This window comes from Mucilaginibacter phyllosphaerae (assembly GCF_004378255.1).
Lineage (GTDB): Bacteria > Bacteroidota > Bacteroidia > Sphingobacteriales > Sphingobacteriaceae > Mucilaginibacter > Mucilaginibacter phyllosphaerae.
The window spans coordinates 1-26155 of record NZ_SNQG01000007.1 but is presented as its reverse complement, the minus strand read 5'-3'; the positions used below and the strand labels follow the sequence as shown (position 1 = coordinate 26155).

The 26155-nt window shown below is 43.2% G+C and carries 26 protein-coding genes; 11 read left to right on the top strand and 15 right to left on the bottom strand.

Annotated features, from left to right (window positions below):
• Window positions 1–6: 6 nt before the first annotated feature.
• On the bottom strand, window positions 7–1683 hold the full coding sequence (locus E2R65_RS17245; protein ID WP_229704612.1) for a GH39 family glycosyl hydrolase: 1677 nt from the start codon (window positions 1681–1683) through the stop codon (window positions 7–9).
• Between the two features lie 166 nt (window positions 1684–1849).
• Here E2R65_RS17245 and E2R65_RS17240 point away from each other — a divergent pair, with 166 nt between their 5' ends.
• Both E2R65_RS17240 and E2R65_RS17235 read left to right on the top strand, forming a co-directional pair.
• Window positions 1850–3763 carry an AMP-dependent synthetase/ligase gene (locus tag E2R65_RS17240; protein WP_134337741.1) on the top strand — a complete coding sequence of 638 codons (1914 nt, stop codon included), beginning with the start codon at window positions 1850–1852 and terminating at the stop codon, window positions 3761–3763.
• A gap of 15 nt (window positions 3764–3778) precedes the next feature.
• Window positions 3779–4507: a CPBP family glutamic-type intramembrane protease gene (locus tag E2R65_RS17235; RefSeq protein WP_134337740.1), complete on the top strand. Its 729-nt coding sequence runs from the start codon at window positions 3779–3781 to the stop codon at window positions 4505–4507.
• Here the strand turns inward: E2R65_RS17235 and E2R65_RS17230 are convergent.
• The 3 genes from E2R65_RS17230 to E2R65_RS17220 all read right to left on the bottom strand — a co-directional run bounded on the left by E2R65_RS17230 (window position 4504) and on the right by E2R65_RS17220 (window position 6902).
• The gene (locus E2R65_RS17230; protein WP_134337739.1) at window positions 4504–5517 is read right to left on the bottom strand and encodes a Kelch repeat-containing protein; all 1014 of its coding nucleotides are present in this window, start codon (window positions 5515–5517) and stop codon (window positions 4504–4506) included. The genes E2R65_RS17235 and E2R65_RS17230 overlap by 4 nt on opposite strands.
• A gap of 78 nt (window positions 5518–5595) precedes the next feature.
• Window positions 5596–6216, bottom strand: coding sequence for a chloramphenicol acetyltransferase (locus E2R65_RS17225; RefSeq protein ID WP_134337738.1), 621 nt, complete (start codon window positions 6214–6216; stop codon window positions 5596–5598).
• A gap of 2 nt (window positions 6217–6218) precedes the next feature.
• Window positions 6219–6902 (bottom strand): HAD family hydrolase, encoded by a 684-nt coding sequence (locus E2R65_RS17220; RefSeq protein ID WP_134337737.1) that lies wholly within the window; start codon window positions 6900–6902, stop codon window positions 6219–6221.
• 733 nt (window positions 6903–7635) lie between these two features.
• Between E2R65_RS17220 and lysS the strand changes: the two genes are divergently transcribed.
• Window positions 7636–9357, top strand: a complete 1722-nt coding sequence (lysS, locus tag E2R65_RS17215) for a lysine--tRNA ligase (RefSeq protein WP_134337736.1) — start codon at window positions 7636–7638, stop codon at window positions 9355–9357.
• 252 nt (window positions 9358–9609) lie between these two features.
• The gene (locus tag E2R65_RS17210; protein WP_134337735.1) at window positions 9610–9852 is read left to right on the top strand and encodes a hypothetical protein; all 243 of its coding nucleotides are present in this window, start codon (window positions 9610–9612) and stop codon (window positions 9850–9852) included.
• A gap of 18 nt (window positions 9853–9870) precedes the next feature.
• Here the strand turns inward: E2R65_RS17210 and E2R65_RS17205 are convergent, their stop codons facing one another.
• Entirely contained in the window at window positions 9871–10425 is a 555-nt protein-coding gene (locus E2R65_RS17205) for a DUF2892 domain-containing protein (protein ID WP_134337734.1), read from the bottom strand.
• A gap of 74 nt (window positions 10426–10499) precedes the next feature.
• Here E2R65_RS17205 and ung point away from each other — a divergent pair, with 74 nt between their 5' ends.
• A complete protein-coding gene (ung, locus tag E2R65_RS17200) occupies window positions 10500–11180 on the top strand; it encodes a uracil-DNA glycosylase (protein WP_134337733.1) in 681 nt (226 codons plus the stop codon).
• A 44-nt stretch (window positions 11181–11224) separates the two neighbouring features.
• On the opposite strand, the gene E2R65_RS17195 is transcribed toward ung, so the two are convergent.
• Complete coding sequence (locus tag E2R65_RS17195) at window positions 11225–11860, bottom strand: DUF2306 domain-containing protein (protein WP_134337732.1); 636 nt, start codon at window positions 11858–11860, stop codon at window positions 11225–11227.
• 135 nt (window positions 11861–11995) lie between these two features.
• On the bottom strand, window positions 11996–12466 hold the full coding sequence (locus tag E2R65_RS17190) for an Lrp/AsnC family transcriptional regulator (RefSeq protein ID WP_121247950.1): 471 nt from the start codon (window positions 12464–12466) through the stop codon (window positions 11996–11998).
• Window positions 12467–12595: 129 nt separating this feature from the next.
• Here E2R65_RS17190 and E2R65_RS17185 point away from each other — a divergent pair, with 129 nt between their 5' ends.
• The 3 genes from E2R65_RS17185 to smpB all read left to right on the top strand — a co-directional run bounded on the left by E2R65_RS17185 (window position 12596) and on the right by smpB (window position 15689).
• A complete protein-coding gene (locus tag E2R65_RS17185; protein WP_134337731.1) occupies window positions 12596–13246 on the top strand; it encodes a metal-dependent transcriptional regulator in 651 nt (216 codons plus the stop codon).
• A complete protein-coding gene (locus tag E2R65_RS17180) occupies window positions 13243–15147 on the top strand; it encodes an Nramp family divalent metal transporter (RefSeq protein ID WP_134337730.1) in 1905 nt (634 codons plus the stop codon). The genes E2R65_RS17185 and E2R65_RS17180 overlap by 4 nt, the downstream gene beginning before the upstream one ends.
• Window positions 15148–15239: 92 nt before the next feature.
• Window positions 15240–15689, top strand: coding sequence for an SsrA-binding protein SmpB (smpB, locus tag E2R65_RS17175; RefSeq protein WP_134337729.1), 450 nt, complete (start codon window positions 15240–15242; stop codon window positions 15687–15689).
• A 108-nt stretch (window positions 15690–15797) separates the two neighbouring features.
• On the opposite strand, the gene E2R65_RS17170 is transcribed toward smpB, so the two are convergent.
• From E2R65_RS17170 to E2R65_RS17155, 4 genes are all read right to left on the bottom strand, one after another.
• A complete protein-coding gene (locus tag E2R65_RS17170; protein ID WP_134337728.1) occupies window positions 15798–16454 on the bottom strand; it encodes a protein-L-isoaspartate(D-aspartate) O-methyltransferase in 657 nt (218 codons plus the stop codon).
• An 83-nt stretch (window positions 16455–16537) separates the two neighbouring features.
• Complete coding sequence (locus E2R65_RS17165; RefSeq protein ID WP_134337727.1) at window positions 16538–16951, bottom strand: GxxExxY protein; 414 nt, start codon at window positions 16949–16951, stop codon at window positions 16538–16540.
• 113 nt (window positions 16952–17064) lie between these two features.
• Window positions 17065–19554: a replication restart helicase PriA gene (gene priA / locus E2R65_RS17160; protein ID WP_134337726.1), complete on the bottom strand. Its 2490-nt coding sequence runs from the start codon at window positions 19552–19554 to the stop codon at window positions 17065–17067.
• Window positions 19555–19559: 5 nt separating this feature from the next.
• Entirely contained in the window at window positions 19560–19946 is a 387-nt protein-coding gene (locus tag E2R65_RS17155) for a DUF423 domain-containing protein (RefSeq protein ID WP_134337960.1), read from the bottom strand.
• A 266-nt stretch (window positions 19947–20212) separates the two neighbouring features.
• On the opposite strand from E2R65_RS17155, the gene E2R65_RS17150 reads away from it, so the two are divergent.
• Both E2R65_RS17150 and E2R65_RS17145 read left to right on the top strand, forming a co-directional pair.
• Window positions 20213–21811: a hypothetical protein gene (locus E2R65_RS17150; protein WP_134337725.1), complete on the top strand. Its 1599-nt coding sequence runs from the start codon at window positions 20213–20215 to the stop codon at window positions 21809–21811.
• Between the two features lie 108 nt (window positions 21812–21919).
• The gene (locus E2R65_RS17145; protein ID WP_134337724.1) at window positions 21920–23365 is read left to right on the top strand and encodes a DUF5723 family protein; all 1446 of its coding nucleotides are present in this window, start codon (window positions 21920–21922) and stop codon (window positions 23363–23365) included.
• On the opposite strand, the gene tsaB is transcribed toward E2R65_RS17145, so the two are convergent.
• The 4 genes from tsaB to rpmH form a co-directional block, all read right to left on the bottom strand.
• Window positions 23362–24045 (bottom strand): tRNA (adenosine(37)-N6)-threonylcarbamoyltransferase complex dimerization subunit type 1 TsaB, encoded by a 684-nt coding sequence (tsaB, locus tag E2R65_RS17140; protein WP_134337723.1) that lies wholly within the window; start codon window positions 24043–24045, stop codon window positions 23362–23364. The genes E2R65_RS17145 and tsaB overlap by 4 nt on opposite strands.
• A gap of 87 nt (window positions 24046–24132) precedes the next feature.
• A complete protein-coding gene (gene yidD / locus E2R65_RS17135; RefSeq protein ID WP_134337722.1) occupies window positions 24133–24375 on the bottom strand; it encodes a membrane protein insertion efficiency factor YidD in 243 nt (80 codons plus the stop codon).
• Window positions 24372–24755 (bottom strand): ribonuclease P protein component, encoded by a 384-nt coding sequence (locus E2R65_RS17130; RefSeq protein ID WP_134337721.1) that lies wholly within the window; start codon window positions 24753–24755, stop codon window positions 24372–24374. The genes yidD and E2R65_RS17130 overlap by 4 nt, the downstream gene beginning before the upstream one ends.
• Window positions 24756–24828: 73 nt before the next feature.
• Complete coding sequence (gene rpmH, locus E2R65_RS17125) at window positions 24829–24987, bottom strand: 50S ribosomal protein L34 (RefSeq protein ID WP_082800363.1); 159 nt, start codon at window positions 24985–24987, stop codon at window positions 24829–24831.
• 137 nt (window positions 24988–25124) lie between these two features.
• Between rpmH and E2R65_RS17120 the strand changes: the two genes are divergently transcribed.
• Window positions 25125–26006 carry a ChaN family lipoprotein gene (locus tag E2R65_RS17120; protein WP_134337720.1) on the top strand — a complete coding sequence of 294 codons (882 nt, stop codon included), beginning with the start codon at window positions 25125–25127 and terminating at the stop codon, window positions 26004–26006.
• Window positions 26007–26155 lie beyond the last annotated feature (149 nt).

Genomic DNA, 26155 nt, shown 5'->3' with positions numbered 1-26155 from the left:
AACGGCCTATCGTATGGCCATATAAAGCAACGATACCCCTTGCCGCGGCAGGGAAGTTTTAAGGCTAACACTTCCTTTTGCAACCTTTACTATTCGGGGTTGCGCCATGGTTTTTAGTCCGCCGGCTTTTTCAAGTGCCGCTATTTGTGCTGGTGCGGGCTGTTGCGGCTTACCCATTTTTATCCATGCGGTATAAGCGTTACTGTGTGTGTCATCAATGCGATATTCGGTTAGCGTAACGTAGTGTGTACCTGCCTGCCACCCGTTGATATTGATAGTTACCGGCTCGGCAGGGGCTTGCTTATCTTTATCGGCATAATTCCATACTAACACGGTTGCTGTTTTCTTATCAAGGGCCGCCAACGCGCCGATATCCGTTTGCGGGCCGCGGATGCCCGAATCAAGCACGGTTTTAAGGTTATACATGCGGTTACTGCTCACCTGTACTCTTTTGCCCTTCATCATCCCCAGCATCCGGAAAACATTCAGCACCGGTTTATCAACGCCGTTAGTGGCCAGGTCCCTGAACCCGGCAAACCAGGGTTGGTTCTCAAACTCAAACGACCAGCTAACCGCCCCGATCAGGTTTTGCTGATAGGCATCTGCCAGTTCATAAACACGGGCAAACGATGCCGCCGTATAGCTGGAATACATAGTGCCGTTACGATAGGCATTCTCAGGGTTAGTGGCCATGCCGCATGCAGCGCAGCCCTCCGGGTCAGATTCGCCGATCACAATCGGGATATCTTTTAACTGCGGGAATGATCTGATCGTTTTTAAATGCCCGGTAATATCTTTCAGCTGCTGCCTGATGCTCATTACCACCGTATCGTTAACCACCCGCGGCGCACCCTTTGCGTGAAAAAGCACCAGGTCCATCGGTGAGCCAACTTTACCGCTTACATAATTAGTATCCTGTAAACAATGTTTGATGAAGCCTTCCAGCCATTTTTCGGCGCCACCCGTTACGTTTGGGCCGCCTATCCGTGCAGTAGGCAGCGCCCTTTTTACGCCATCTGCGGCATAATCGTAAAGCTTGTAAAATTCCGGCACGGTACCTTTCCAATAAGCGCCGTTAGGTTCGTTCCAAACTTCCCAATACCAGCTTTCCACTTCTTTTTTACCATAACGGGCAACACAATGCTTTACCCATTGGTAAACCAGTTCGCCCCATTTATGATAATCTTTAGGGGGATAAGCCCAGCCTGTTTCAATTTTATCGTAACTGTCGCCTGGTTTCCAGTTATGCCGGTAAGGCTCGGGGTGGGTTGATAGTGCCTGCGGCATAAAACCTATCTGGGCAAGCGGCTTTATGCCGCGTTTAATGTAAGTATCAAATATACTATCAACTATGGTGTAGTTATAAATTGACTTGCCCTGCGCATCTTCGGTATAAATATTGGTAGATCCCCATTTTAAGGCAGGCATACCATCGCCGGAAGTAAGCAGGTTATGCGTACGCACATAAACAGGCACTGGGCTCAGTTTTGCCAGCTCGGTTAAAAGTTTTTTACCATCCCGCATGTAGGTATAGTTAGGTTCATCATAACCATACCATGCCCATATGGCTTTCATGTCGCCTTTGGGCTTATTCAGATCTACGCGGATAACTGCGGGGTTTTGTGCGCCCGAATAATTGCAGGCAATCATAATTATCAGTAAGGTGGTAAAACATACTTTCATTTTTGCTTGCATTTGGTGGTAAGCTAATAACTTTATGTTAAATTTAATTAAAAAGTTAAAAAACGCCCCGATCCCTGCTGTATTTACCCCTTGAAGGTGTATAATGTGCATTGGTTTTATTCTTAAAAATATTTTAGATTTGTAGTAAACCTGATAGATAAACTTAATGAACATTGTTGCCGAGCAATCAACCATACCGGAACTGATCCGTAATATTGTTGCGAACATACATCCCGAAGATCATACCTTCCTCATCCATAAGGTAAAAGATGCCTGGGTTGAAATTTCTTATAAACAGGCGCTCGAAAAAATTGATGCCCTTTCTGCCTGGTTCCTTAACATCGGCATCAAAAAAGGCGACAGGCTGGCCCTGATCATCGAGAACGGCCCGGATTATGTGTATTACGACCAGGCCCTGCAACAGATCGGTGCGGTAAATACATCCATTTATCCAACCCTGTCAGAGTCTGAAATGGAGTATATCCTGAACGATTCTGAAGCGCGCACCGTTCTGGCCGGTAACCCTTTTCTTTTCCGTAAGGTTTTAAAGATCGCTAATAACTGCAAATCGCTTATCCGCATAATACCGGCGTTTGATGGTTTCGAAAAATTCAGCAACGGCCTGCAATTAAACGCAGGAGTGGTTGGTTTTGCACAGGTAATTGAAGAAGGTTTAGCTTTGGTTGATGAATATCGCCCGGCCATCAATGCCGCCCGGGAAGCCATCCTGCCAACAGACCTTTCCTGCCTCATCTATACATCGGGCACTACCGGCACCCCAAAAGGCGTAATGCTTACCCATCATAACCTGACAGAAAACTGCAAAGTAAGCCTGTACCAGATCCCCAATGTGGATAAAGATGACCTGTTCCTGTCGTTTTTGCCCTTATCGCATGTGTTTGAGCGTACAGCTACCTATTACATCTGCATGAATAAAGGCTGTAAAATAGCCTTTGCCCAAAGCCTGGAACTGCTGGCCAAAAACATGGCCGAAGTTAAACCAACCATTATGTGCTGTGTGCCCCGCCTTTTGGAGCGCATTCATGATAAGGCGATAAAAAACGGGCAGTCGGCAGGTGGTGTTAAAACCAAAATATTTAACTGGGCGCTTAAAACCGGCCGCGAATACCGCCTTACCAATGAGGCAGGCAAAACACCGGGGATATTATTGAGCGCACGGCAAAAACTGGCTGATAAGCTGGTATTTAGCAAGATCAAAGAAAAAACAGGCGGCCGCTTAAAAATGCTGTTATCGGGCGGCGGGGCTTTGCCTAAAAACGTAGGCGAGTTTTTTGGAGATATCGATATTAAATTACTGGAGGGCTTTGGGTTGACCGAAACATCGCCGGTAATGGCGATCACCGAAAACGACCGGATCATTTATGGCACGGTTGGCCGTATTATAAGGGGTATTGAGGTAGGCATCCAAAATGTGGATACCAAACATATTTACACCAAACAAACCTATGAAAACTTTAACCCTGATTTAGAAACGGAAGAAGGTGAGATCATTGTTCGCGGCCATTGTGTAATGAAGGGATATTGGAAAAAGCCCGAAGAAACTGCTGCCGTTATTGATAGCGAAGGATGGTTCCACACCGGCGATATCGGCCGTTTTTACAGAGGTAACCTGCAAATAACCGACCGTTTAAAGAATATGCTGGTAAACGCCTATGGCAAAAATGTTTACCCCACACCTGTAGAGAACACCTACCTGAAAAGCCCTAAAATTGAGCAGGTATTTTTAATTGGCGATAAGCGCGAATATATTACCGCCATACTGGTACCCGGCCGCGAAATGTTGCAGGAAACCTTTAAGCTGGGCGACGACTTTTTTGAGAAACCCGAACTATTTATAGAGGATAAGGAAATTACGGATTGGGTGAGCCAGGATGTAAAGCGCCTTTCAAACGAACTGGCCAAATTCGAGCGGATCAAAAACTTTAAGGTTAAGCGCAACCCCTTTAGCATGGAAGCAGGCGAAATTACCCCTACCCTGAAAGCCAAACGCAAAGTGATAGAAAAAAAATATGCCGAGGTTATCGACGATCTGTATAACGGCGAAGATGAGGCGGAATAGTTTTAATACATTTTAATGTTTCAGAAAATATGTGCCATCGGCAGCTACCCCAGGCTGAGTGATCATCATCGTAACTTCCGGCAAAAGCTGGTTTTATTGTTCAGCATCTATGGCATTATATTTCTGTTTAATATTTTAAATGCCCCGCTACTGTATTTGTGGGAATATGTGGTTATACATTTACTGCATTACAAAAGCCCGGTAAGCCAATACAAAATAACGATGCACAGCCTGTTTGCAAAATATGGTTATTGGAAAGCCGTGCTTTACATCAGCCTGTTAGGCCCATTTATTGAAGAGATGATCTTCCGGCTATCGTTATCCTTTAAACGTAAGCATATCGCCGCAGCATTCGGCTTTGCCCTGGTATTGCTTGCCAGGGTAATACCAGGCATCAGAGATCAGGACCTGGCATTGGGCATACCTATTCGCATAGTGCTTTTTGCAGCCGGATATTTTGCGTTTGTTAAAGTATTGCCTCAAAATATATCACCGAATAAAAGGGCCCAAACTTTCATCATTGTAGCCTCTATCATCACATTTGGGTTATTACATACCTTAAATTATGCCCCGCTGCAATTGGGGATATTGTTTATATATCCGTTATATGTGCTGCCGCAACTGGTGATGGGATGGTTGTTAACCTACGTACGTTTCCGTAACGGATTTTTTTGGGGAATAGCATTGCACATCATGATCAATAGCGTTATCATCATCATACAATCTGTTTACCAGCATTATTAGTTTGTTTTACGCGGAGTATATTTCCAAAAGTCTTTTAACAAGCCGGGGTTGCCTGTACCCATGTAGCCAATACCATTAACGGCAAAGCTTACCATATCGTAACGCGAAGTACCGGGCAGATTAGTGATCTTAGACCATTTATCGGTAGCCGTATTATATCGATACCAGTCGCTTGCCGGCAGTGTGCTGGTAGTGGTAGATCCCATACCCGCATACCCATCTTCGCCAATTACAAAACTGCCGCTAAAAGCCCTTGCAGCAGCTATAAAATCGGCTTTTGAGGCCCACTTATCAGCGGCTGCATCATATTCCCAAAAATCTTTGGCGGCAATATTAGGGCTTGCGCCGCCCAGGCCCGCGTAACCTTTGCCATTGATATTAAAACTTACCATGCCAAAGCTGCCTGCACCGGGATAATCGGCAACGCGGGCCCATTTATCGGTAACTGCATCGTACTTCCACAGGTCCTTATAATTAACATCGTAGCTGTTATTGGTGCCCAGCCCCATGTAACCGGTACCGTTAATTTCAAAAGCAATTACATTTTCACGGGGGCCGCCGGCAAAATCAGCTTTACGGGTCCATTTATCGGTAACGGGGTCATATTCCCAAAAATCATCATTCTGCGGGCTGTTATTGCCCGGCGTGGCCACACGCTTGCCGTAACCGGTGCCCACATAAGCTTTATTGTTGATGGTGAAACCTTTTAAATACTCAGCCGCCTGGCCCGGGTAATCAGCCTTGCGCGCCCATTGGTCTGTAGCAGGGTTATATTCCCAAAAATCATAGAGGCCTAATTGGTTAAAACCACTATCGCCATTACCGCCAATTACATAACCCTTATCCCCAATGGTAAAACCGTAAGAGCGCACCCTGCCCACACCAGGAAAATCACCCAATTGTGCCCATAGGCCGGGCAAACCATTTTCGTAATTGGGTACAAACGGCTGTTTTTTGCAGGAATAAAGTGTTAAAGCAAACAGCAGTAACAGGCAGAACTTTTTAAGCATACGTTTAATTGGCTGTAAGTAAATATATCATTTACCTTTTATAATACATACGCCTATTATCAAAAACCTTTACTTAAACTATTGATTCAAAAGCTGCTGAAAAAGATCGATAAACTCGCCTACCTGGCGGCCATCCATCAGGCCATGATGCACGGTTACAGATACCGCCATTGTTTTTTTGCCGCCTTCGTCCATTATTTTACCCAGGGATATTTTGGGCATGCTATCTTTAAAGCTAAAGCTGCGGGCGTGTGTTAGGCCGGTAAAATTTACCCAGGGTATGGCCGATACGTGTAAAACATCAAACACGGGCCTTAGCTCCAGCCCGGTAGTGCTTTGGATGCGCTGTATCTCCTGCTGCGCTACAGCTATAAATTCATTTAGATCGGCCTTATAATCTATATACGAAAAGCCAAAAGTAGTATCGGCACGGCCAATAGTGGCAGAGCAATTGATCTGGTTATATAAAAACACTTCCCCGTTTTCCACCCGGTATTTAAACGCCTCTATTTTATTGGCGGCAACCAGTATGCAATGCAGGTAATATAAAAAGAAGGATACGCCCTGTTCTTTTGCTTTTTGGTAGGCAACGGTTACCTCCACATTTGCCGTAGCGCCAAAAAAAGGTTCTTCAAACGAATTAAAAAAGTTAAAATGATCTTTACGGTACCAAGTGTCCAGGTTTATTTTTGTTTTCATGCTTACAGGTAGGCCAAAATATCTTTGATGCTATCGGCGCTTTTAAAACGTTCGTTATCTATGCTATCCTCAATTTGCTCGTGTGCCCAGGTAATATGGTATGGCACATGTACCGCATGGCCGCCAATATTCAGCACCGGCATTACATCACTTTTAAGCGAGTTGCCCACCATCAGCAATTCCTGCGGCTGTATATCCAGGTGTTTGATCAGCTTCAGGTAATTGGCATCATCCTTTTCGCTCATGATCTCGATATGATGAAAATACGGGTTAAGGCCCGATTTTTTGAGCTTACGTTCCTGATCGAGCAGGTCGCCCTTTGTGGCTACAACCAGGCGGTATTTACTTTTCAAGGTTTCCAGTACCTCCTCCACCCCGTCCAGTAGCTCGATAGGCTGGTTAAGCATCTGTTTCCCCAGATCCATGATGCGGGCAACGGCTTCTATGCTCAGGGTATTTTGGGTGATCTTCATGGCCGCCTCTATCATCGAAAGGATAAAGCCTTTAATGCCATAACCATAAAGCCCCAGGTTGGCAATCTCTATTTTCAGTAACTCTCGCTCCAGCTCATGCTGCGAGGCGTACGATGCCAGCAAAGTGCAAAACTGCTCTTCTGTTTGCCTGAAATAGGGCTCGTTCACCCAAAGTGTATCATCCGCATCAAATGCGATCACTTTAATATCCATAGCGCGAAGTTAATTAATTAGTGATTTAAAGAATTAGTGATTGCGTGATTTTGTGGTAGGAAGCTGATAAATATTCGCGATTTTACTCACCCGGTCATTGCTACGCTCGACCACCCTCTCTTCGCCTGCGGCGGAAAGAGGGATAAAAACATTCCACACCCTCTTTGCGCTTGCGCAGAGAGGGTCGACCAGCGCAGCGCAGTCGGGGTGAGTAAACTAACCAAGCGGACGATTACCCGCGGTGATTTTACTCACCCGGTCATTGCTGCGCTCGACCACCCTCTCTTCGCCTGCGGCGGAAAGAGGGATAAAAAATATTTCCTCATCCTCTTTGCGCTTGCGCAGAGAGGGTCGACCAGCATAGCGGAGTCGGGGTGAGTAAACTCACAAAGCGGACGATTACCCGCGGTGATTTTACTCACCCGGTCATTGCTACGCTCGACCACCCTCTCTTCGCCTGCGGCGGAAAGAGGGATAAAAACATTCCACACCCTCTTTGCGCTTGCGCAGAGAGGGTCGACCAGCGCAGCGCAGTCGGGGTGAGTAAACTCACAAAGCGGACGATTCTGCAAGCGGCGGAAAGAGGGATAAAAAACATTCCACACCCTCTTTGCGCTTGCGCAGAGAGGGTCGACCAGCGTAGCGTGGTCGGGGTGAGTAAACTATAAATCTAACCCATCATATCTAACTTAAAAATCCTATTTTTGCACCCTTATTATTTATACATTATACAATGAGTATTGCACTATCCGAACAGGAAATTATTCGCCGCGAATCTTTACAAAAACTTCGCGAGCTGGGTATTAACCCCTATCCTGCCGAAGCTTTCGAGGTGACCGCATGGGCACAAGACATTAATGACAATTTTGAAGCTGCGCCGGATAAGTATAAACAGGTTGTAATTGCAGGCCGTATCATGACACGCCGCATTATGGGCAGTGCCTCATTTGCTGAGATACAGGATAGCACCGGCCGCGTGCAGATCTATATTAAACGTGACGATATTTGCCCCGGTGAGGATAAAACGCTTTACAATACCGTGTTTAAAAAACTGCTGGATATTGGCGATTACGTAGGTATTAAAGGCTATGTATTTTTAACCCAAACCGGCGAAATCTCGGTACATACCGAAGAATTGGTGGTACTTTCTAAATCGTTAAAACCACTGCCTGTTGTTAAACGCGAAGAAGATGGTACCATACACGATGGTTTTACCGACCCGGAAATGCGTTACCGCCAGCGTTATGTAGATCTAACCGTTAACCCCGAATATAAGAACATCTTCATCAACCGCTCTAAAGTGATCAGCGCTATGCGTAATTACTTTAATCTGCAGGGATGGATGGAGGTAGAAACCCCTATCCTGCAGCCTGTACATGGCGGTGCAGCGGCCCGCCCGTTTGCTACGCACCACAATACGCTGGATATGCCGCTATTTTTGCGTATTGCCAACGAGCTTTACCTGAAACGCCTAATAGTAGCAGGCTTTGATGGTGTGTACGAGTTTGGCAAAATGTTCCGTAACGAGGGTATGGACCGCACCCACAACCCGGAATTTACCGCTATGGAGATCTATGTAGCCTATAAGGATTATATCTGGATGATGGCTATGGTAGAGGAGTGTTTAGAAACCGTTGCAAAAGCCGTTCATGGCATCCCTGTAGTACAGGTTGGCCAACACGAAATAAATTTTGCCGGCCCCTACGAAAAACTTTCGATGTACGATTCTATCCTGAAATATACAGGTATTGATGTAGCTGCTATGGACGAGGAAGGCCTGCGTAAGGTATGCGCCGACTTAGCCATTGAAGTAGATGCCAGCATGGGTAAAGGCAAACTGATAGACGAGATCTTTAGTGCCAAGGTGGAGCATAACCTGATCCAACCGACATACATTACTGATTACCCTATCGAGATGACGCCGCTTGCCAAAAAGCACCGTACAAAAGACGGCCTGGTAGAGCGTTTTGAGTTATTTGTGAACGGTAAAGAGATAGCCAACGCTTACTCGGAATTAAACGACCCGATAGATCAGCGTGAGCGTTTAGAAGAGCAACTGATATTAGCCGGCCGTGGCGACGACGAAGCGATGGCTATGGATGATGACTTTTTACGTGCCCTGGAATATGGTATGCCGCCAACATCTGGTTTAGGTATCGGTATAGATCGTTTGGTGATGCTGATGACCAACCAAAGCACTATTCAGGAAGTTTTATTCTTCCCGCAGATGCGCCCGGAGAAAAAAGTTAAAGCACCAACTATAGAAGATTTTACTAATATTGGGATCCCTGCAGAGTGGGTACCTGTATTGAATAAAATGGGCTTCAACACGGTTGAAGAATTAAAAACAGGCAACCCCAACAAGGTATTTAACGACCTTGGCGGGATGCGAAAAAAAATGAAACTGGAAATAGCCATGCCTACTAAAGATGCGGTTATGGCTTGGTTTGAGTAATTATTTCATGGATCATGATTGATGGTTCATGGTGAACATCATAAAACAAAAAGGGACGCATTTAGCGCCCCTTTTTGTTTTATCCTAACACGTGATTGCAATGACGGAGTTTTCTATGATCTATGAACCATCAACTATCAACCTTTTATTTAACCCCTAATACATATTTCTTAACAAAAAGGTAAAGAGAATAAAACTTTCATTTAATAGTAATTGTTGATTTTTATACCGAACACACTATAAATGAATACCATGACAAATTCTATTCTGGAAATAACCGATAACGAATACCTGATAAAATTAAACAGGAGTAATTTCGACCTGTCATTTATCCGCAGTTTGCTAAAAATTGTAGAGGTATCAAAGCCCGTTAAAGCCGATAAATACGAAGCCAACAGCTATTACAGCGAGGCCCCGATTGTAGACAGGCACATAGCACCATCGCAAAGCCACTCATCAGAGCCGGATTATTTCAGCAACCTCGACGAAAAATAAAGGGCGTTTTACCGCTTCTTAGAATTTCTGGCGGAAACCTCCGCGTTGCACCTGCTGCTTATCCATCTGGGCCATCTGGCCTTTCATCATTTTGATCTGGTCGGCAAGTAATTTGTTCTTGTCGTCTTTAGCTGCTTCTTTTAAATACATCTCGGCTTCGCGCTTATTGCGTTTGGCCATAGAGATACCTGCCAGGCTCAATTTAGCCAACGCCGTATTGTGCGACATGCTCATTCCCAACTGAAGAGACTTTTTAAAGTACTTTTCTGATTTTAACGGCGCCGCACGCGATTCTATTAAACCTATCAGCAGGTTGTAGTAACCATGCTGGCTTTTGTAAAGTTGTTTTTCGTAATCTGTAATTTTTGCAAGTACGGCTTCGGCCTTAGCTGAATTTTCTTTGCGCAGGTAAAACTGTGCCAGCAGCATGTTCTCGTTAAAAAAGAAGGTTAGCAAGGTAATGCCACCCAATAAAAATACGGTTATCCCCCAGCCCCAAAAACCAAAGGCACATAGCGTAACACCCGCACCCATAATAACACAAGCAATAATTAACCTAACTATATTCGACATAATTTGTATTAGTATAAAAACAGTGTGCAAATATCGTTATTTGTAAGCTAAATAAACATCAGTATTTAATATTTATGGCAGGAGAATTAGAACCATCGTGGAAGCAACATTTAAGCGCAGAATTTGAAAAACCTTATATGCAGCAGCTTAAAGGTTTCCTTAAAACCGAAAAGGAAGCCGGCTATACCATCTATCCGCGTAATGCAGATATTTTTAACGCCTTTAACATTACACCGTTTGATGATGTTAAGGTAGTAATTCTTGGTCAAGACCCTTACCACGGCCCCAACCAGGCACACGGCTTATCCTTTTCAGTACAAAAAGGTGTGGCAGTACCCCCCTCATTAAAAAATATTTATAAGGAATTAGCTACAGATATCCCCGGCTTTACCATCCCCCAAACCGGCGACCTGACCAAATGGGCCGGGCAAGGCGTATTATTATTAAATGCCACCCTAACCGTTAGGGCGGCCACGGCAGGCTCCCACCAAAAAAAGGGTTGGGAAAAATTTACCGATGCAGCCATCAAAACTTTGTCGGATGAAAAAAAGGGTATTGTATTTATCCTTTGGGGGGCCTATGCACAATCCAAAGCTGTGCTCATCAACCCAAGCAATAATCATCTTGTTATTAAATCAACCCATCCATCGCCCCTGGCAGTAAGCCACGGCGGGTTTTTCGGCTCTAAACCATTCTCTAAAACAAATGAATTTTTAAAGAAGGAAGGAAAAGAAGAGATCGATTGGCAGATCTGAGCCCCCAGCCCATGAAGGGGAGCTTTATAAATACTGTTTCCCCTTCACAGGGTTAGGGGGCTGGCCGCATTATTTCTTTTGGTTATGATAATAAGGGCAATAATTAAATTAGGAACCCAGCATAACCAGGATACAACACGATAGGCAGGCACAAAATCATGAAAAACAAAGATAATTAGTAGCGATAGCCATACACGCAGCGTAACAGCTGCAAACGTAAGCGCGTAATTGAAAATCATCCATTTTTGATGAAGCGGCACATGCCCACGCCTGATGGTAAGGTATCCCATTATATTACTGATGAGCCAAATAATAGCCAGCAAACCAAAGCCTAATACACAAACAATACCGCCTGTAGCAAAAAATGCAATGTATAAACCGGCTATACTACTTAAAGCCACTGCGATAACATATATTTTACCTACAAGCCGGTGTGAATTTAAATAGCGTTGGCGCAATCGGGCACTAAACTGGGTCCAGCCAATTAAAAGGGCTAAACCGCCAAAAGCAATATGAATATAAAACGCGGTGCTCCAGATGCTATTATTCAAAACAGCCTTTGGTTTAGAATGCAATAAACCGTTAGACTGCATATCTATCAAAAGATAGAGTAAAGGATAAAGGCCAACAGCAATAGCAAAAAAGGCAAATGGTATCCAAGGCAGGTTTTTAAATTTCATCGTAAAGCTTAGACGTTATAAAAACCTATCGGTTACACCTGATCTCAAAAGAATAAAAACAGGCGACATAAAAAAGCCAGGGATCAAATAGATATTTCTACTGGATTCCCGGCTTTTAAAATATTGCCTGCCTAATTAATACTCCAGCGGCACTATCGGCTCTTTCTTACTGGTGCTCATAATCATCATAGTCTGAAAAGTTTTAACTACAGTGATGCGGCTTATCTTCTCCATGATCAGTTGCTCATACGATTTAATGTCGCGTACGTAAACTTTCAATAAAAAGTCGCACTGGCCGGTTACATGGTGGCACTCGGTAACTTCTTTTATAGATTGGATCTCATCTAAAAACGTTTGGATGGTATTCTTCTGATGAAAATCCAGCGAGATCTGTATAAAGGTTTTAATACCCAGGCCCAGTTTTTCTTCATCTACCAGGGCATGGTAGCTTTTAATAAATTGTGCATTTTCCAGCTTACGCACCCGCTCCAGAGTTGGCGCCGGCGATAAGCCAATTTCGTTGGATAGCTGCAAATTGGTAATGCGGCCGTTCTCCTGTAAAATCTTAAGTATCTGTAGGTCTATTTTATCTAATTCTTGAGCCATGGTACGTGCAAATATAAAGTATTCTTCACCGCACAAAATATAATTTTTTTGAAAACTATTTTAACAAAACATATTACAAAATAAATTGTATTTTTAGACGAGTCTAAAAAATTAATTAGATTTGCTTAAATGTACACATTAGCCGAAGAAAACTATTTAAAGGCCATCTACAAGCTATCTATGTTGGCAGAAAATGTGAGCACCAACCAAATTGCTGCCGAACTGGCTACCAAAGCATCGTCGGTAACCGATATGTTAAGGAAGCTTGCCGAAAAGCTATTGATCAATTATACCCGTTACCAGGGCGTAAGTTTAACCCAATCCGGCGAAAAGGTGGCCATTAACATCATCCGCAGGCACCGCCTGTGGGAGTACTTTTTGGTAGAGAAGCTGCATTTTAAATGGGATGAAGTGCACGACATGGCCGAAGAAATGGAACATATATCTTCTACCGAACTGATTGACCGTTTGGACGAATTTATGGGTTTCCCAACCCGCGACCCGCATGGCGACCTCATACCAGACAGCAATGGCAATTTTAAAAAGAATGATCTTAAACCAATTTCGGCAGTGGATGTTAATACCAGCGGAGTAATATCCGGAGTTAGAGATCACTCTACCGCATTTTTACAATATCTGGAAAAACAATGCCTAACCATTGGCAAAAAAATAACTGTCAAAGAGATTATAAGCTACGATAACACCGTGGTACTACAAATGGAAAACAAAGATCTGCAAATAAGCCGCGAAGTGGCCAATAACCTGTTAATAGCCTTATGACCACACCACAGCACGACAGCCACTCGTTAGGCAACGTACACAATACCGTAACCACCGAAGGGAAAACCGGCTGGCGCAAAATCCTTTCTTTTTTAGGCCCCGCCTATCTGGTAAGCGTGGGTTACATGGACCCCGGCAACTGGGCAACCGACCTGGCAGCAGGCAGCCAGTTTGGGTATAAACTGATCTGGGTACTGCTGTTATCCAACCTGATAGCCCTGCTGTTGCAAAACCTGGCCGTGCGCCTGGGCATTGTGCGCGGGCTGGACCTTGCGCAGGCATCAAAACACACTTACCCGCCATTTGTAAACTTTTGCCTGTTTATACTGGCTCAAATAGCCATCATAGCCTGCGACCTGGCCGAGATAATTGGTATGGCCATAGGCTTAAACTTACTATTTGGCTTGCCATTAATATGGGGCGTATCTATCACTTTATTAGATACCCTGCTGTTACTATTCCTGCTTAATAAAGGCATGCGCAAACTGGAGGGCTTTATTATATCCTTAATATTTATAGTAGGGCTGGCATTTTTGGCACAAATGTTTATTGTGCAACCCAATGTTATAGATATTGCAAAAGGCTTTATCCCAACCAAACTAAACAGCACATCGCTATATTTAGCCATTGGTATTATTGGGGCAACCGTAATGCCGCATAACTTGTACCTGCACTCGTCGCTGGTGCAAACCCGTAAGATAGATCGCAGCGAACAAGGGATAAAAAGTGCTATCCGCTATAACTTTTGGGATACCACCATTGCGCTTAACCTGGCATTTTTTGTAAATGCGGCTATATTAATATTGGCAGCAAGTGCCTTTTTCGGTCGTGGTTTTCATGAGGTTGCCGAGATACAGGATGCGCATAAGTTATTAACTAACATATTCGGCAAGCTTGCCCCTGCGCTGTTTGCCATTGCTTTGATAGCCGCGGGCCAAAGTTCTACTGTAACAGGTACCCTTGCAGGTCAAATCATCATGGAAGGCCACTTAAACCTGCGTATAGCGCCATGGCTGCGCCGCTTGCTTACACGGTTACTGGCTATCATCCCGGCATTTTTTACCATTCTGCATTTTGGTGAAGAAGGTTTGGGCAAATTATTAATATTAAGCCAGGTAATACTAAGCCTGCAACTGGGTTTTGCGATCGTCCCGCTCATACACTTTACATCTGATAAAAAACGAATGGGCAAATTTGCCACAAGCGTGCCTTTACAAGTATTGGCGTGGGTATTTGCCACCCTAATTGTGGGTTTGAATGTAAGGCTGGTAATACAAGAGATACAAACCTGGGCGGCGGCAAGTCCGGGTTCTTCCAATTTGGTGCATTATATTATATCACCTATAGCGGTGGGTATTGGCCTGTTGCTGGTATATGTGTTTTTAAGGCCTATATTGTACAAACACGTCAATCAGCCTATACATGTACCGCACGGTATTGCCACAGCGCTTGATAACCTGGAAGCCATCAGCTACAAGCAGATAGGTATCACTATAGATTTTTCCAAAAACGATCAGGATACAATTCGTCATGCTTTAATGCAAGGCGGCAAAACGGCACATTATAACCTGATACATGTGGTAGAAACTGCCGGCGCGCGTTATTATGGCAAGCAGGTGATGGATAGCGAAACCCAAAGCGATGTAGATAATCTGGATATTTATGTAGATACATTGGTAAAATTAGGTTATAAGGCCGAAGCAAAAATTGGTTACGGCAGCCCGGCAACGGCCATAGCGCAAATAGTAAAAGATACCCATATAGATTTTGTGGTAATGGGGTCGCACGGGCACAAAGTTTTAAAGGATCTGATATTTGGCACCACTGTTGATTCGGTAAGGCACAAGGTTAACGTACCCGTACTGGTAGTTAAACCGCAACAGAAGAGAAAAGACATTTAGGATCAAGACAAAATAGAAATTGCCAATAATCTGACATTTTTTGAACGGTCTTGATTATAGACGCTATATAAATATTGCATATTTGCACGGTAATGGAGCAGAACTTATATATCAAGAATAAAAAGGCATACTTTGAGTATCATATACTGGATAAATACACAGCAGGTATCAAATTGCTGGGTACCGAAATAAAATCCATACGCGAAGGAAAAGCCAACGTTAACGATGCTTTTTGCACCTTTATAGATAACCAGCTTTATGTACGCAACCTGCACATAGCAGAGTATTCGATGGGTTCTTTCTACAACCACGAAGCCAAACGCGACCGCATACTGCTCCTTAATAAAAAAGAACTTAAAAAGCTGCAAACGCGCGGGGAAGAAAAAGGACTGACCATTGTACCTCTTGCCCTTTTTATCAGCGACCGCGGTTTTGCCAAGTTAGAAATAGGCCTTGCCCAGGGTAAAAAGACCTTTGATAAACGCGAAACCCTAAAAGAACGCGATACAAAAGTTGAAATGGACAGGGCGATGAAACGGTAAGACCTCCACCCCCCTGAAGGGGAAGCAAAAAATAAAAAAAGGCGAAAGGGATTAATCCTCGCCTTTTTTCATTCTTAAAAATCCCCCCTTCAGGGGGTTAGGGAGGGCTTACCACGCTCTATCGCCTACCAACGGTACAAACCTAAAGGTATCCAGCACGTGGCGTTCGTAATCATGTTCGGCGGTTTTAAGTACGGTGACCATCTTTTGCGATTTTTCGTCACCTACAGGGATCACTACAATACCACCAATTTTTAATTGCTTTAATAATATTTCGGGAACGGTTGGCGCGCCTGCGGTTACAATTATTTTATCATAAGGGGCATCTTCTGCAATCCCTATAGATCCATCCCCTAAAAAGAATTTGGGTTTATAGCCCATATAAGGTAAAACTTGTATCGTACGTTCGTATAGTTTTTCCTGGCGTTCAATGGTGAAAACTTTGGCACCTACCTCTAATAATACACAAGTTTGATAACCGCAGCCCGTGCCAATTTCCAGCACTTTATCGCCTTTTTGAATATGTAGTAATTCGGTTTGATAAGCCACTGTATAAGGCTGCGAAATGGTTTGCCCGGCCCCTATCGGGAAAGCAATATCCTTATACGCCTGGTTCCAAAAAGTTTCATCAAAAAAATAATGGCGGGGCACTTTACCAATGGCCGATAAAACCTTTTCATCCTCGATACCTTTTTTACGCAGTATTTCTACCAGTCGTTTCCTTGCCCCCTGCTCACGGTAATTATCAATAAACTTGTACGCCATTATCCTGCAAAGCTAACACGATTAAGGGATTTTAGGATATAAGGGATTTGATATTCCTGATTATTAAATATTAGTAATTGATTTTAAGAGGGATTGATTTTATTCAATGGATAATTATTAGGTTTAACCTTTTTTTTATTATATACCCTTTTAAACTCAAGGCTATTGCTTCCAAAGTTTATCAGTAATCCATCCGCTATATTATAAACTTCCAGATAGTTTATAGCCTGATTTTTATGTACATCTTCTATTTTATCAAGAGCTTTAATTTCAAGCATTAAACAATCTGCAATAAAAAAGTCCACACGCCTGCAACCAACTTGCTCACCTTTGTAATGAATGTACATGTCTTTTTCCTGTTCAAACATGATACCCCTTAAACCCATCTCTACAGCCAAAGCACGTTGATAAACTATCTCCTGAAACCCATTACCAATAGTATTATGCACTTCCATTGCACTTCCAATCACCTTATGCGTCAGTTCATTTATTTCCATAAATCAATATACATAAATCAAAAATCCTGTTAATCCTAAAATCCTATAATCGTGTCCAATCCTGTTAATCCTATAATCCCATAATCGTGTCCAATCCCGTAATCGTGTCAGGTTTAGTAAGGGTCTACATCAGGCTGTACGATGCTGCCTTTGCTGAGTTTGGTAGTCTGGAACTGGGTGATCACCTCCCTGATGATCGCTTTAGCTTTAACAATAGATATGGTATCCCGCTCAAACTTCAGCATAATGGATTTGATGTAGTAGTTACGAATACGGTTGATCAACGGTGCTTCTGGGCCAATAACACGGTCGCCGAAATGTTTGCGCAATTCGTTGGCCAGGTATTCGGCCTGATTATATAATATTTCGGGAGTTTTGTGTTTAATATCCAAACTGATAATGCGATAGAACGGCGGATATTTAAAGCTCTTGCGCTCTTCCATTTCTGTAAAATACAGGTCGGTGTAATCGTTCTCTATCACCTGTTTTATTACCCGGTGGTTTGGGTCGTAAGTTTGTATAACTACTTTGCCTTGCTTATCCCGGCGCCCTGCCCTGCCGCTTACCTGGGCCAGCATCTGGTAGCTGCGTTCGTTAGCGCGATAGTCGGGATATTTGAGCAGGCTATCCGCATTAATGATCCCGATAACGGTAACATCAGCAAAATCCAGCCCTTTGGCAACCATTTGGGTACCTACCAGTACATCTATCTTTTTTTCTTCCAGATTATTTAAAATAGTTTGCAGCGAATTACGGGAGCGGGTAGTATCCAGATCCATACGTGCCAGGCGTACGTTAGGCATCAGTACAGATAACTCGTCCTCCACTTTCTCGGTGCCAAAGCCTTTATACTCCAAATGAGTAGAGCCGCAGGCCGGGCAAATACTCGGCGTATCTTCTTTATAACCGCAATAGTGGCAATGCAGCTTGTGGGTATGTTTATGATAGGTAAGGCTAACATCGCAGTTGATACACTTTGGCGTATAGGCACAAACCCGGCACATCAGCACCGGGGCATATCCCCTGCGGTTTTGGAATAATATTACCTGCTCTTTATTATCCAATGCCAATTGAATATCCTGCATCAGCACACTACTAAAATGCGATTGCATCGTTTTACGCTTGGTTTCTTCGGTTATGCTCACCACCTCTATCAGTGGCAGCTGCACCCCGCCATAGCGCTCCATCAGTTCAACAAAGCCATACTTTTTAACCCGGGCGTTGTAATAGGTTTCGAACGATGGCGTAGCCGACCCCAGCAGCACCTTTCCTTTATACATATTAGCCAGATAAATAGCGGCATCGCGGGCGTTGTAACGTGGTGCAGGGTCATACTGTTTATAGGATGTTTCGTGCTCCTCATCCACAATGATCAATCCCAGATCGCTAAACGGCAAAAACACCGATGAGCGGGCGCCCAGCACAACCTTATATTCGTTGTTCAACACCTTTTGCCAAACCTCCACACGTTCGTTATCATTAAAACGCGAATGATACACACCAATAGAACCGCCAAAATAAACACGCAGGCGTTCGATGATATGCGTGGTTAAAGCAATTTCGGGCAGCAGATAAAGCACCTGCCTGCCGGTAGCCATCATTTCTTCTATCAGTTTAATGTAGATCTGCGTTTTACCCGATGAGGTTACGCCATGCAGCAGCACTACATCCTTATCTAAAAACTGCGCTTGTGCCTGGGCAAGGGCATCTGCCTGGGCGGGGCTTAATATAAAATTACTTAACTGGTCTTCCTCTTCGGTATATCCAAGCCGGCTAACCGTTTTGTCCTCCGCAATAAAAACTTCTTTTTCTATCAGCGATTTGATGCTCGATTCGCCCGAGCCGCTTTCTTCTATCAGCTCATTTTTGGCTATAGCTTTTTGCTGGCGCGATAATTTGATAAAGGCCAGCACGGCGTCTGCCTGTTTGGGTGCGCGCTTTTCCAGGATGGTAAATAACTCGCGCAAATTATCCTGATTATGATAAGCAGGGTTTAAAGTAAGGTAAGTACGTTTACGTGGTTTGTACCGTTCGCTCACTTCTTCAGATATCGTAACGATATTTTTTTCGAACAGGGCTTTTAAAATAGGCATTACCGTTTTTTGCCCCAACAGCTTGGCAATATCACTAATGGTCAGTTCCGGCTGAATATCCAGCGCTTCGGTAATTAAATACTCCTTATCGTTTAGGGATGCCTTATCATACGCCACATCTTTATTGAGCATTACCTTGGTTTCGCTGGCCAGTTTTAAGGCCGATGGCAGGGCGGCATTCATCACCTCACCCTCGTTACACATATAGTATTCGGCCAGCCAATGCCAAAACTGCAACTGGCGCGGGGTAACTACCGGGCGGTCGTCTAAAATATCTATCAGGTACTTGGCCTCGTACTTTTCGGGTGCGTGCTCCGTTATATCGGCTACAACAGCAGTATAAAGCTTGCTTTTGCCAAACTGCACTACTACCCTTTTGCCAATTGCTATCGTATCATTTAAATCAAAAGGTACGCGGTATGTATAATTACGACTGATGGCCAGCGGCAAAATCACTTCAACAAAAAGTGTTTTGCGGGTAGCCTGTAAACCGTCGGCAAATTCTAACATCAGTTTTATTTGTTACGGAATGCTGCAATAGCTAAAAATCCCCATCCTATAATAAACAATAAGCCGCCGATGGGGGTTATTGGGCCTAAAGCAACTAAACCGGGCATCTTTAAAAGATCGCGGCAGGCCAGCAAATAAAGCGAGCCCGAAAACAACACAATGCCCAAAGTGAACAGATAGTAGGTAATAGCTATGGTTTTATTTTTAAAACGGGTAAATGTAGACAGGAACAGCAGCGCAAACACATGGTAAAACTGATATTGCACAGCGGTTTGCCAAACTTCCAGCTGATAAGCAGATAAAGATGCCTTTAAGGCATGTGCGCCAAAAGCCCCGGCAATAACGGCAATTGCACCCAGTATAGATGCTGTTATGATGATTTGTTTGTTCATGCAGATATAAAAGGCTAAGTTAACCAAATGAGGTGAAAGGTGAAAGGTGAAAGGTGAAAGGTGAAAGGTGAAAGGTGAAAGGTGAAAGGTGAAAGGTGAAAGGTGAAAGGTGAAAGGTGAAAGGTGAAAGGTGAAAGGTGAAAGGTGAAAAATCGCGTTGCGATTTTTCTTGTACAATCATTAAATCAACAATTCACTAATTAATTCAGTCACTAATTAATTCCATCGCTAAATAATTACTTCTAAATTGCACGCGCAAACCAGGAATGAAACGACTGATAATTATTACTTTAATTTTAATTGCTGCAACTGCATATATTACCGTTAAGTATTTTAACAACTTAAATACATCGGGCGTACATGCCGGCAACATTATGCGTACCATTCCGGATGATGCGGCAATTGTTTTTGAGTTTACCAACGAAAAAAGCTTTTACGATATTTATAAGGGCAACACCCTCATCAATAACCTTATTGGCGAACAAAAGGTAAGTGACCTGGACACCGTACGTAAAATATTATTTGACAATGCTGCGCTAACCACCTTTTTTACCGGGCGCAATGTATTCGTATCTGTTCATCCATCGCAAAGTAACGAGGTTGAATTATTGCTTACTGCATCAGCAGCAAAAGATATCGACCTGACTGAATTTGACAAGCTGGCCAAACAGCCTAAAACAGGCATGGTTATCACCCCGCTAAAAATAGGCGAAAAGCGTGGATACAACATTTACTTTAACACCTTAAAAAAACGTTTTTATATCATCAATATTGATGGTAATATCTTTTCGGGCAGTTTCTCTAAAGATTTGATCACCCGGAACGCTAATTACAGCTTCAACAGGGATAAACCTGCGTTCCTGCTGCTGCCCGATCAGCAAAACTCCAACTCGCTGGCAAACCTATACGTTAATTATCAGCGCCTGCAGCCGCTGTTTAGTCAGCTTTTTAAAGATGGTAATACCGATATTTTTAAGCCTGTAAGGCTGTTGCCTGCCCTTGCTGCGCTAAACCTTAATTTTAAGAATGATGCCCTGATGTTTAGCGGCTACACCAACATCGAAAAAGAAAAGGCCGGCACTTATTTAAACGTATTTACCAATCAGCAGCCGGTAAGCAATCAGCTTAAAGATATTTATCCTTCTACTACCGCATACGCCCTTAACCTTTCCGCCTCAGACCCGCTAAAATTCTCGGCAGATCTGGATGATTTCCAGGTAAAAGCCGGCCTGCAAAAAGAAAAGAGCGCCCTGTTTCAAAAAGTTAAAACCGAAACCGGCCTTAACCTCACACATGAATTTGCACAGCTGCTGGGTAACGAATTTGCCGTAGTAACTACCCGTTTTCAGGAAAGGATGGCTATTATCAACGTTAAAAACGGCTCAAAGCTAAGGCCGCTTGTGGTTAATATCAGCACTATGATAACAGATGATGTTGGACAGTTTAACTATAACAAACTGCCGTTTTTTTTACTGGGCGATGCTTTTAATGCTTTTAAAAGGCCTTATTTCAGGGTGGTAGATAATTATTTGATTATAGCCAATACCACAAAAGAACTGGAAAGCTACAACGATACCTACTTTAACCGCAAGTTTTTAAACAAAAACGAAGATTATGTAAAGTTTGATAATTTATTGGCCGAACGCAGCAATGTTGCCTTTTTTATCAACTTTAAAAATGCACAGCAAATATTAAAGAACGGGTTAAAAGAAGATTTTTATTTTGCGTATAAAAATAATTCCTTATCCTGGAAGAATTTTTACGGGGCATCTTATCAGTTTGCGGCAACTGATAAAAATTTCTACACTAATTTTTGTTTATTGCAAAACCCTGCAGATACCACTGTTAGTAAAAAAGTTTATTAAAAAAGCATTTATACACAACCCGAAATGTGTAAATACGTTAAAGGGTTATATATTAGCAAGTGTATTTACAAGCAACTCATAAAAAACGATAAGGTATTGCGAACGTGTATGAAGTATTTTTTATTGGCCATTTGCTTCCTTTTTATTTCTGTTGAAACCTTTGGCCAGCAATTTTCTCAGTACAATACAGGTACGCTGTATGATTCGTTTGAAAACCCCGGCCAGTCTACCTTTAAACCAGATACCAGCTACAACCTGGCGTTCAACTTTTTTGTACCGAATTTCAACAGCAATGTTTACCTTACTGGTAACGGGCAGGTACCCCTAAAAAGCAGGGCATTTGCCGGCAAGTATTTAAACACAAACCTGGTACTTGGCAATAATCGCTTTAGCAGGGCAAATATCGAGGCCAATATTTACTCCCTGATGTTTAAGGTTTACACCAGCCTGGATGGTGACCAGGAAATCGGGATCTCTACCCAAACCAGGGCAGAAGGACGCGGCCTTTTCTCTGACGAAACTTTACTATTACTTACCGGGTTCGATAAATTTACAGGTGATGTCTACGATAACATACTCAACAATCAATACACCGAACAAACCTACCATCAGGTAAGTTTTAGTTACCGCGAAAAGGTAAATAAACAATTTGCTATAGGCTTTAAACTAAGTGCTTTATTGGGGATACAGTATCAAAAGCTGCAGATAGACCAATCGCGCATTGAGTTTGATAAGCTTAATGATCTGGCAAATATCAGCTTGCAGGGCAGGTATCGCATCAGCTTTACCCCAGGCGAATTTAGCGGAAGGGACCTTTTACCAACGTTAAGAAATCCGGGGGCATCTATCAGCATTGGTACCGTTTACCGTACCAGGGATAATTTTACCATACAGGCCAATGTAAAGGACCTTGGTTTTATACACTGGTATAAACGCTCTAAAACAAGTAATTTTAATACTACCCGTACTGCTCTTGATCTGAACACAAACCGGCGCGAGGATAATTTGTATGCCGCTGCCTACGGCATCATTCGTTCTGCTGATACCGAGGGGGCATTTGTTACCCCTACAAATGGCAAGGCCGAAGTAAGTGCGAACAGATCATACTGGTTTGATTATGACAGGACTATTAAATACTCACCTACCATAGTACTGCAAAAGGAATTGTTTTATGAGGGTTATACCGCAGCAATCGTAAACCCGGTGCAATACAATAACCTGGTAGGTACATTAACCTCATCTTATAACAATTACGGTATATTTACTACAGGCCTGCAGTTTATGGTGAAAGCGCCAAATGTAGAGTTTTATATGGGTACAGACAGGTTGATACAAACAGCTAACCTGTTTAGCTCGGCAGGTAAAAGCAATGCTGCAATAAATAAAAGCGCCTCATATAGCGGTGCCGATTTCTTTTTAGGGTTTTCGTTAAAATTCGGCAGGCTGATAGAGCATCCTTTAAATGGCAGCCGCATTCCTCTTGGCGAAAGGCCTGGTTTCCTGAAACGGATCTGGGATAATATTTTCCACCCCGGCCGCGACGACGGCAGTTAATCCCCTGCTTTTTTACCGGCAATAAAATCTTTAAGATAATACGGCTCAAAGTAAGCCACATCTACAAACTCCCGCCGATGGTATTTATCAGCCGCTATTGCAGTGAGATACTTTGCAGAGTTTACAAAATCCGGCAAAAATAATGCATTTGAATTATGGCCTAAAATATTCTTGCATTTACCGGCCCCATCGCCAAAAAACAACACTTTACTTTTTGAAAGGATCTCGCCAAAGCTATCTGCATCAATAATTTCGGCGGCGGTAGGCTTTATTATTTTACCTGCCTGGTTAAATATGGCGGTATAAACCTCCATGCGGCGGGCGTCAATCATGGGGCATAAAAGGGTATCTGCATCAACCGGATGATCATTTACTACACCTTTGGCCATTGCGGCTAAGGTTTCTACAGCTATCAGCGGCTTATCAAGGGCAAAGCATATACCTTTAGCAGTTGATACACCTATCCGCAATCCGGTGTACGAGCCCGGGCCGCAGCTAACGGCAATCGCATCAAGATCGGCGTATTTCACTTGTCTGCTGGCTAAAATCTCATCAATATAAACAGTAATCACCTCGGCATGTATGTTGCGCTGGTCTATCTCCTTAAAAGCTAATACCTGCCCATCTTTAGTCAAAGCTACCGAGCATGATGTTGTTGCTGTTTCTATCTGTAAGATCATGTTAAGTCAAAAGTAAAAGTCAAAATTAAAAAATTCAAAAACAGAAGCCATAACCAGTTGAACGGTTTTTGAATTTTGACTTACAAATCAAGGTACCGGATCGTGCCCGTGGCCCCCCCAGGGGTTACAGCGGGCAATACGTTTTAGCGTAAGCCAGCCCCCTTTAAACGGCCCGTGTTTTTTAATCGCTTCTATACCATATTGAGAGCAAGTTGGCGTGTACCTGCAGGCATTAGGTAAAATAGGCGAGATCAGATACCTGTATATTTTAATCAGCAATAAAAAAAAGCCGCCTATAATGCGTTTGTTAATATCCCACAAAAGCTTCATTTAATAGCTTCCCCCGCAAGCTGTGTTAAAAGCCTGATCATTTTTTTTTCAACAAATTCATGAGGGGAAATTTCTTTGCCGATATAGCTGATAGATAGCACCACTTTTTTACCGGCGTTATTCAGTACATCATAAAGCAGGGCTTGCTTATGTAAGCGGTAAGCTTCGCGCATGCGGCGTTTAACCAGGTTACGGTCTACCGCGCGCTTATAACGCCTTTTGGATACAGAAAAAACTATCTGCGCAGGGAATTGCTGCCCGCCATCGGCAAGCATCCATGAGGCTTTAAAGGGATAACATAAAAAAGAAGAACCGTTATGAAAAAGCCCGTCGATAAGCCTTTTGTTACATAACCGTTCTTCTTTTTTAAAAGTGTACATAGTTGTTGATGCTGAACCGAAAAATGATTACACAACCGGTTCGGCCCCTTTTGCAAGGAGTAAACAACCAGAATTATGCTTTGTGGCTGCGCTCGTCAGATACAGTTAATCTTTTTCTGCCTTTTGCTCTTCTTGCTGCCAATATCCTTCTGCCGTTAGCAGTTGACATACGCTCACGGAAACCGTGTTTATTTCTTCTTTTCCTTTGTGAGGGCTGAAACGTTCTTTTCATGATATATTTATTCTATTATTCTTATCGTCCTTTTAAAAACAAGAGCGCAAATGTAGGTTTTTTTTTAGTTTTTTCAAATACTAATGTAGTAATTTGATAATCGATATTTATCAACTTATTAACATCCGGTTGTGCCTATGAAATTCTTAACGCTGCTGCTTGCCTTATTATTACCCTTTTTAGCTGTTTGCCAGGCCCCTATGGCCCAAAATTATAAAATATATAATACTGCTAAAAACAGTTTGGCTACTATTGATGATATTATAAACGACCTGGACAAAGCCGATGTGTTGTTTTTTGGCGAAGAGCATAACGATTCTACCGGCCATTATCTGGAGAATGTGATCCTAAAAAAACTGGCAGAAAAGTACCCCGGCAAACTGGGCTTGTCGTTAGAGATGTTCCAAACCGATTGCCAAACCGTATTAGATGAATACCTGGCCGGCTACATCCGCGAGAAAAACCTGATTAGCGAAGGCCGCGCCTGGAAAAATTATAAAGACTATCGACCCATGATAGAAACCGCTAAAGCAGCGCACATCCCGGTGATTGCGGCCAACGCCCCTACCCGTTACACCAATATGGTTACCCGCAGCGGTTTAAGCAGCCTGGATCAATTAAGCCCTGCAGCCAAGGCTTGGTTAGCGCCACTGCCTATTGATACCGCCACCGGCCCTTATTACGAAAAGTTTGTGGGCATTATGGGCGGGCACAGCGCTATGGGTAACTTTAAGATCTACCAATCGCAAAATGTTTGGGATGCTACTATGGGCTGGAACATTGCCCGGTTTTTAAAAGCGCATAAAGATTATAAGGTATTACAAGTGAATGGTGGTTTCCATAGCGAAGAAAAGTTAGGCACTGCTGCACAACTCAAAAATTACGCGCCTAAAGTGCGTATCATTAATATAGCCACCTATGCAGATGATAGTTTTGATAACCCCGACTGGAGCAAATTCACTAAAATGGGCGATTACATCATCCTAACCAACCCCAAACTGGCTAAGACCTTTGAATAGAGGTTAGAGAGAAGCGATTTGAGGTTAGAGAGGTTAGAGGTTAGAGGTTAGAGGTTAGAGGTTAGAGGTTAGAGGTTAGAGGTTAGAGGTTAGAGGTTAGAGGTTAGAGGTTAGAGGTTAGAGGTTAGAGGTTAGAGGTTAGAGGTTAG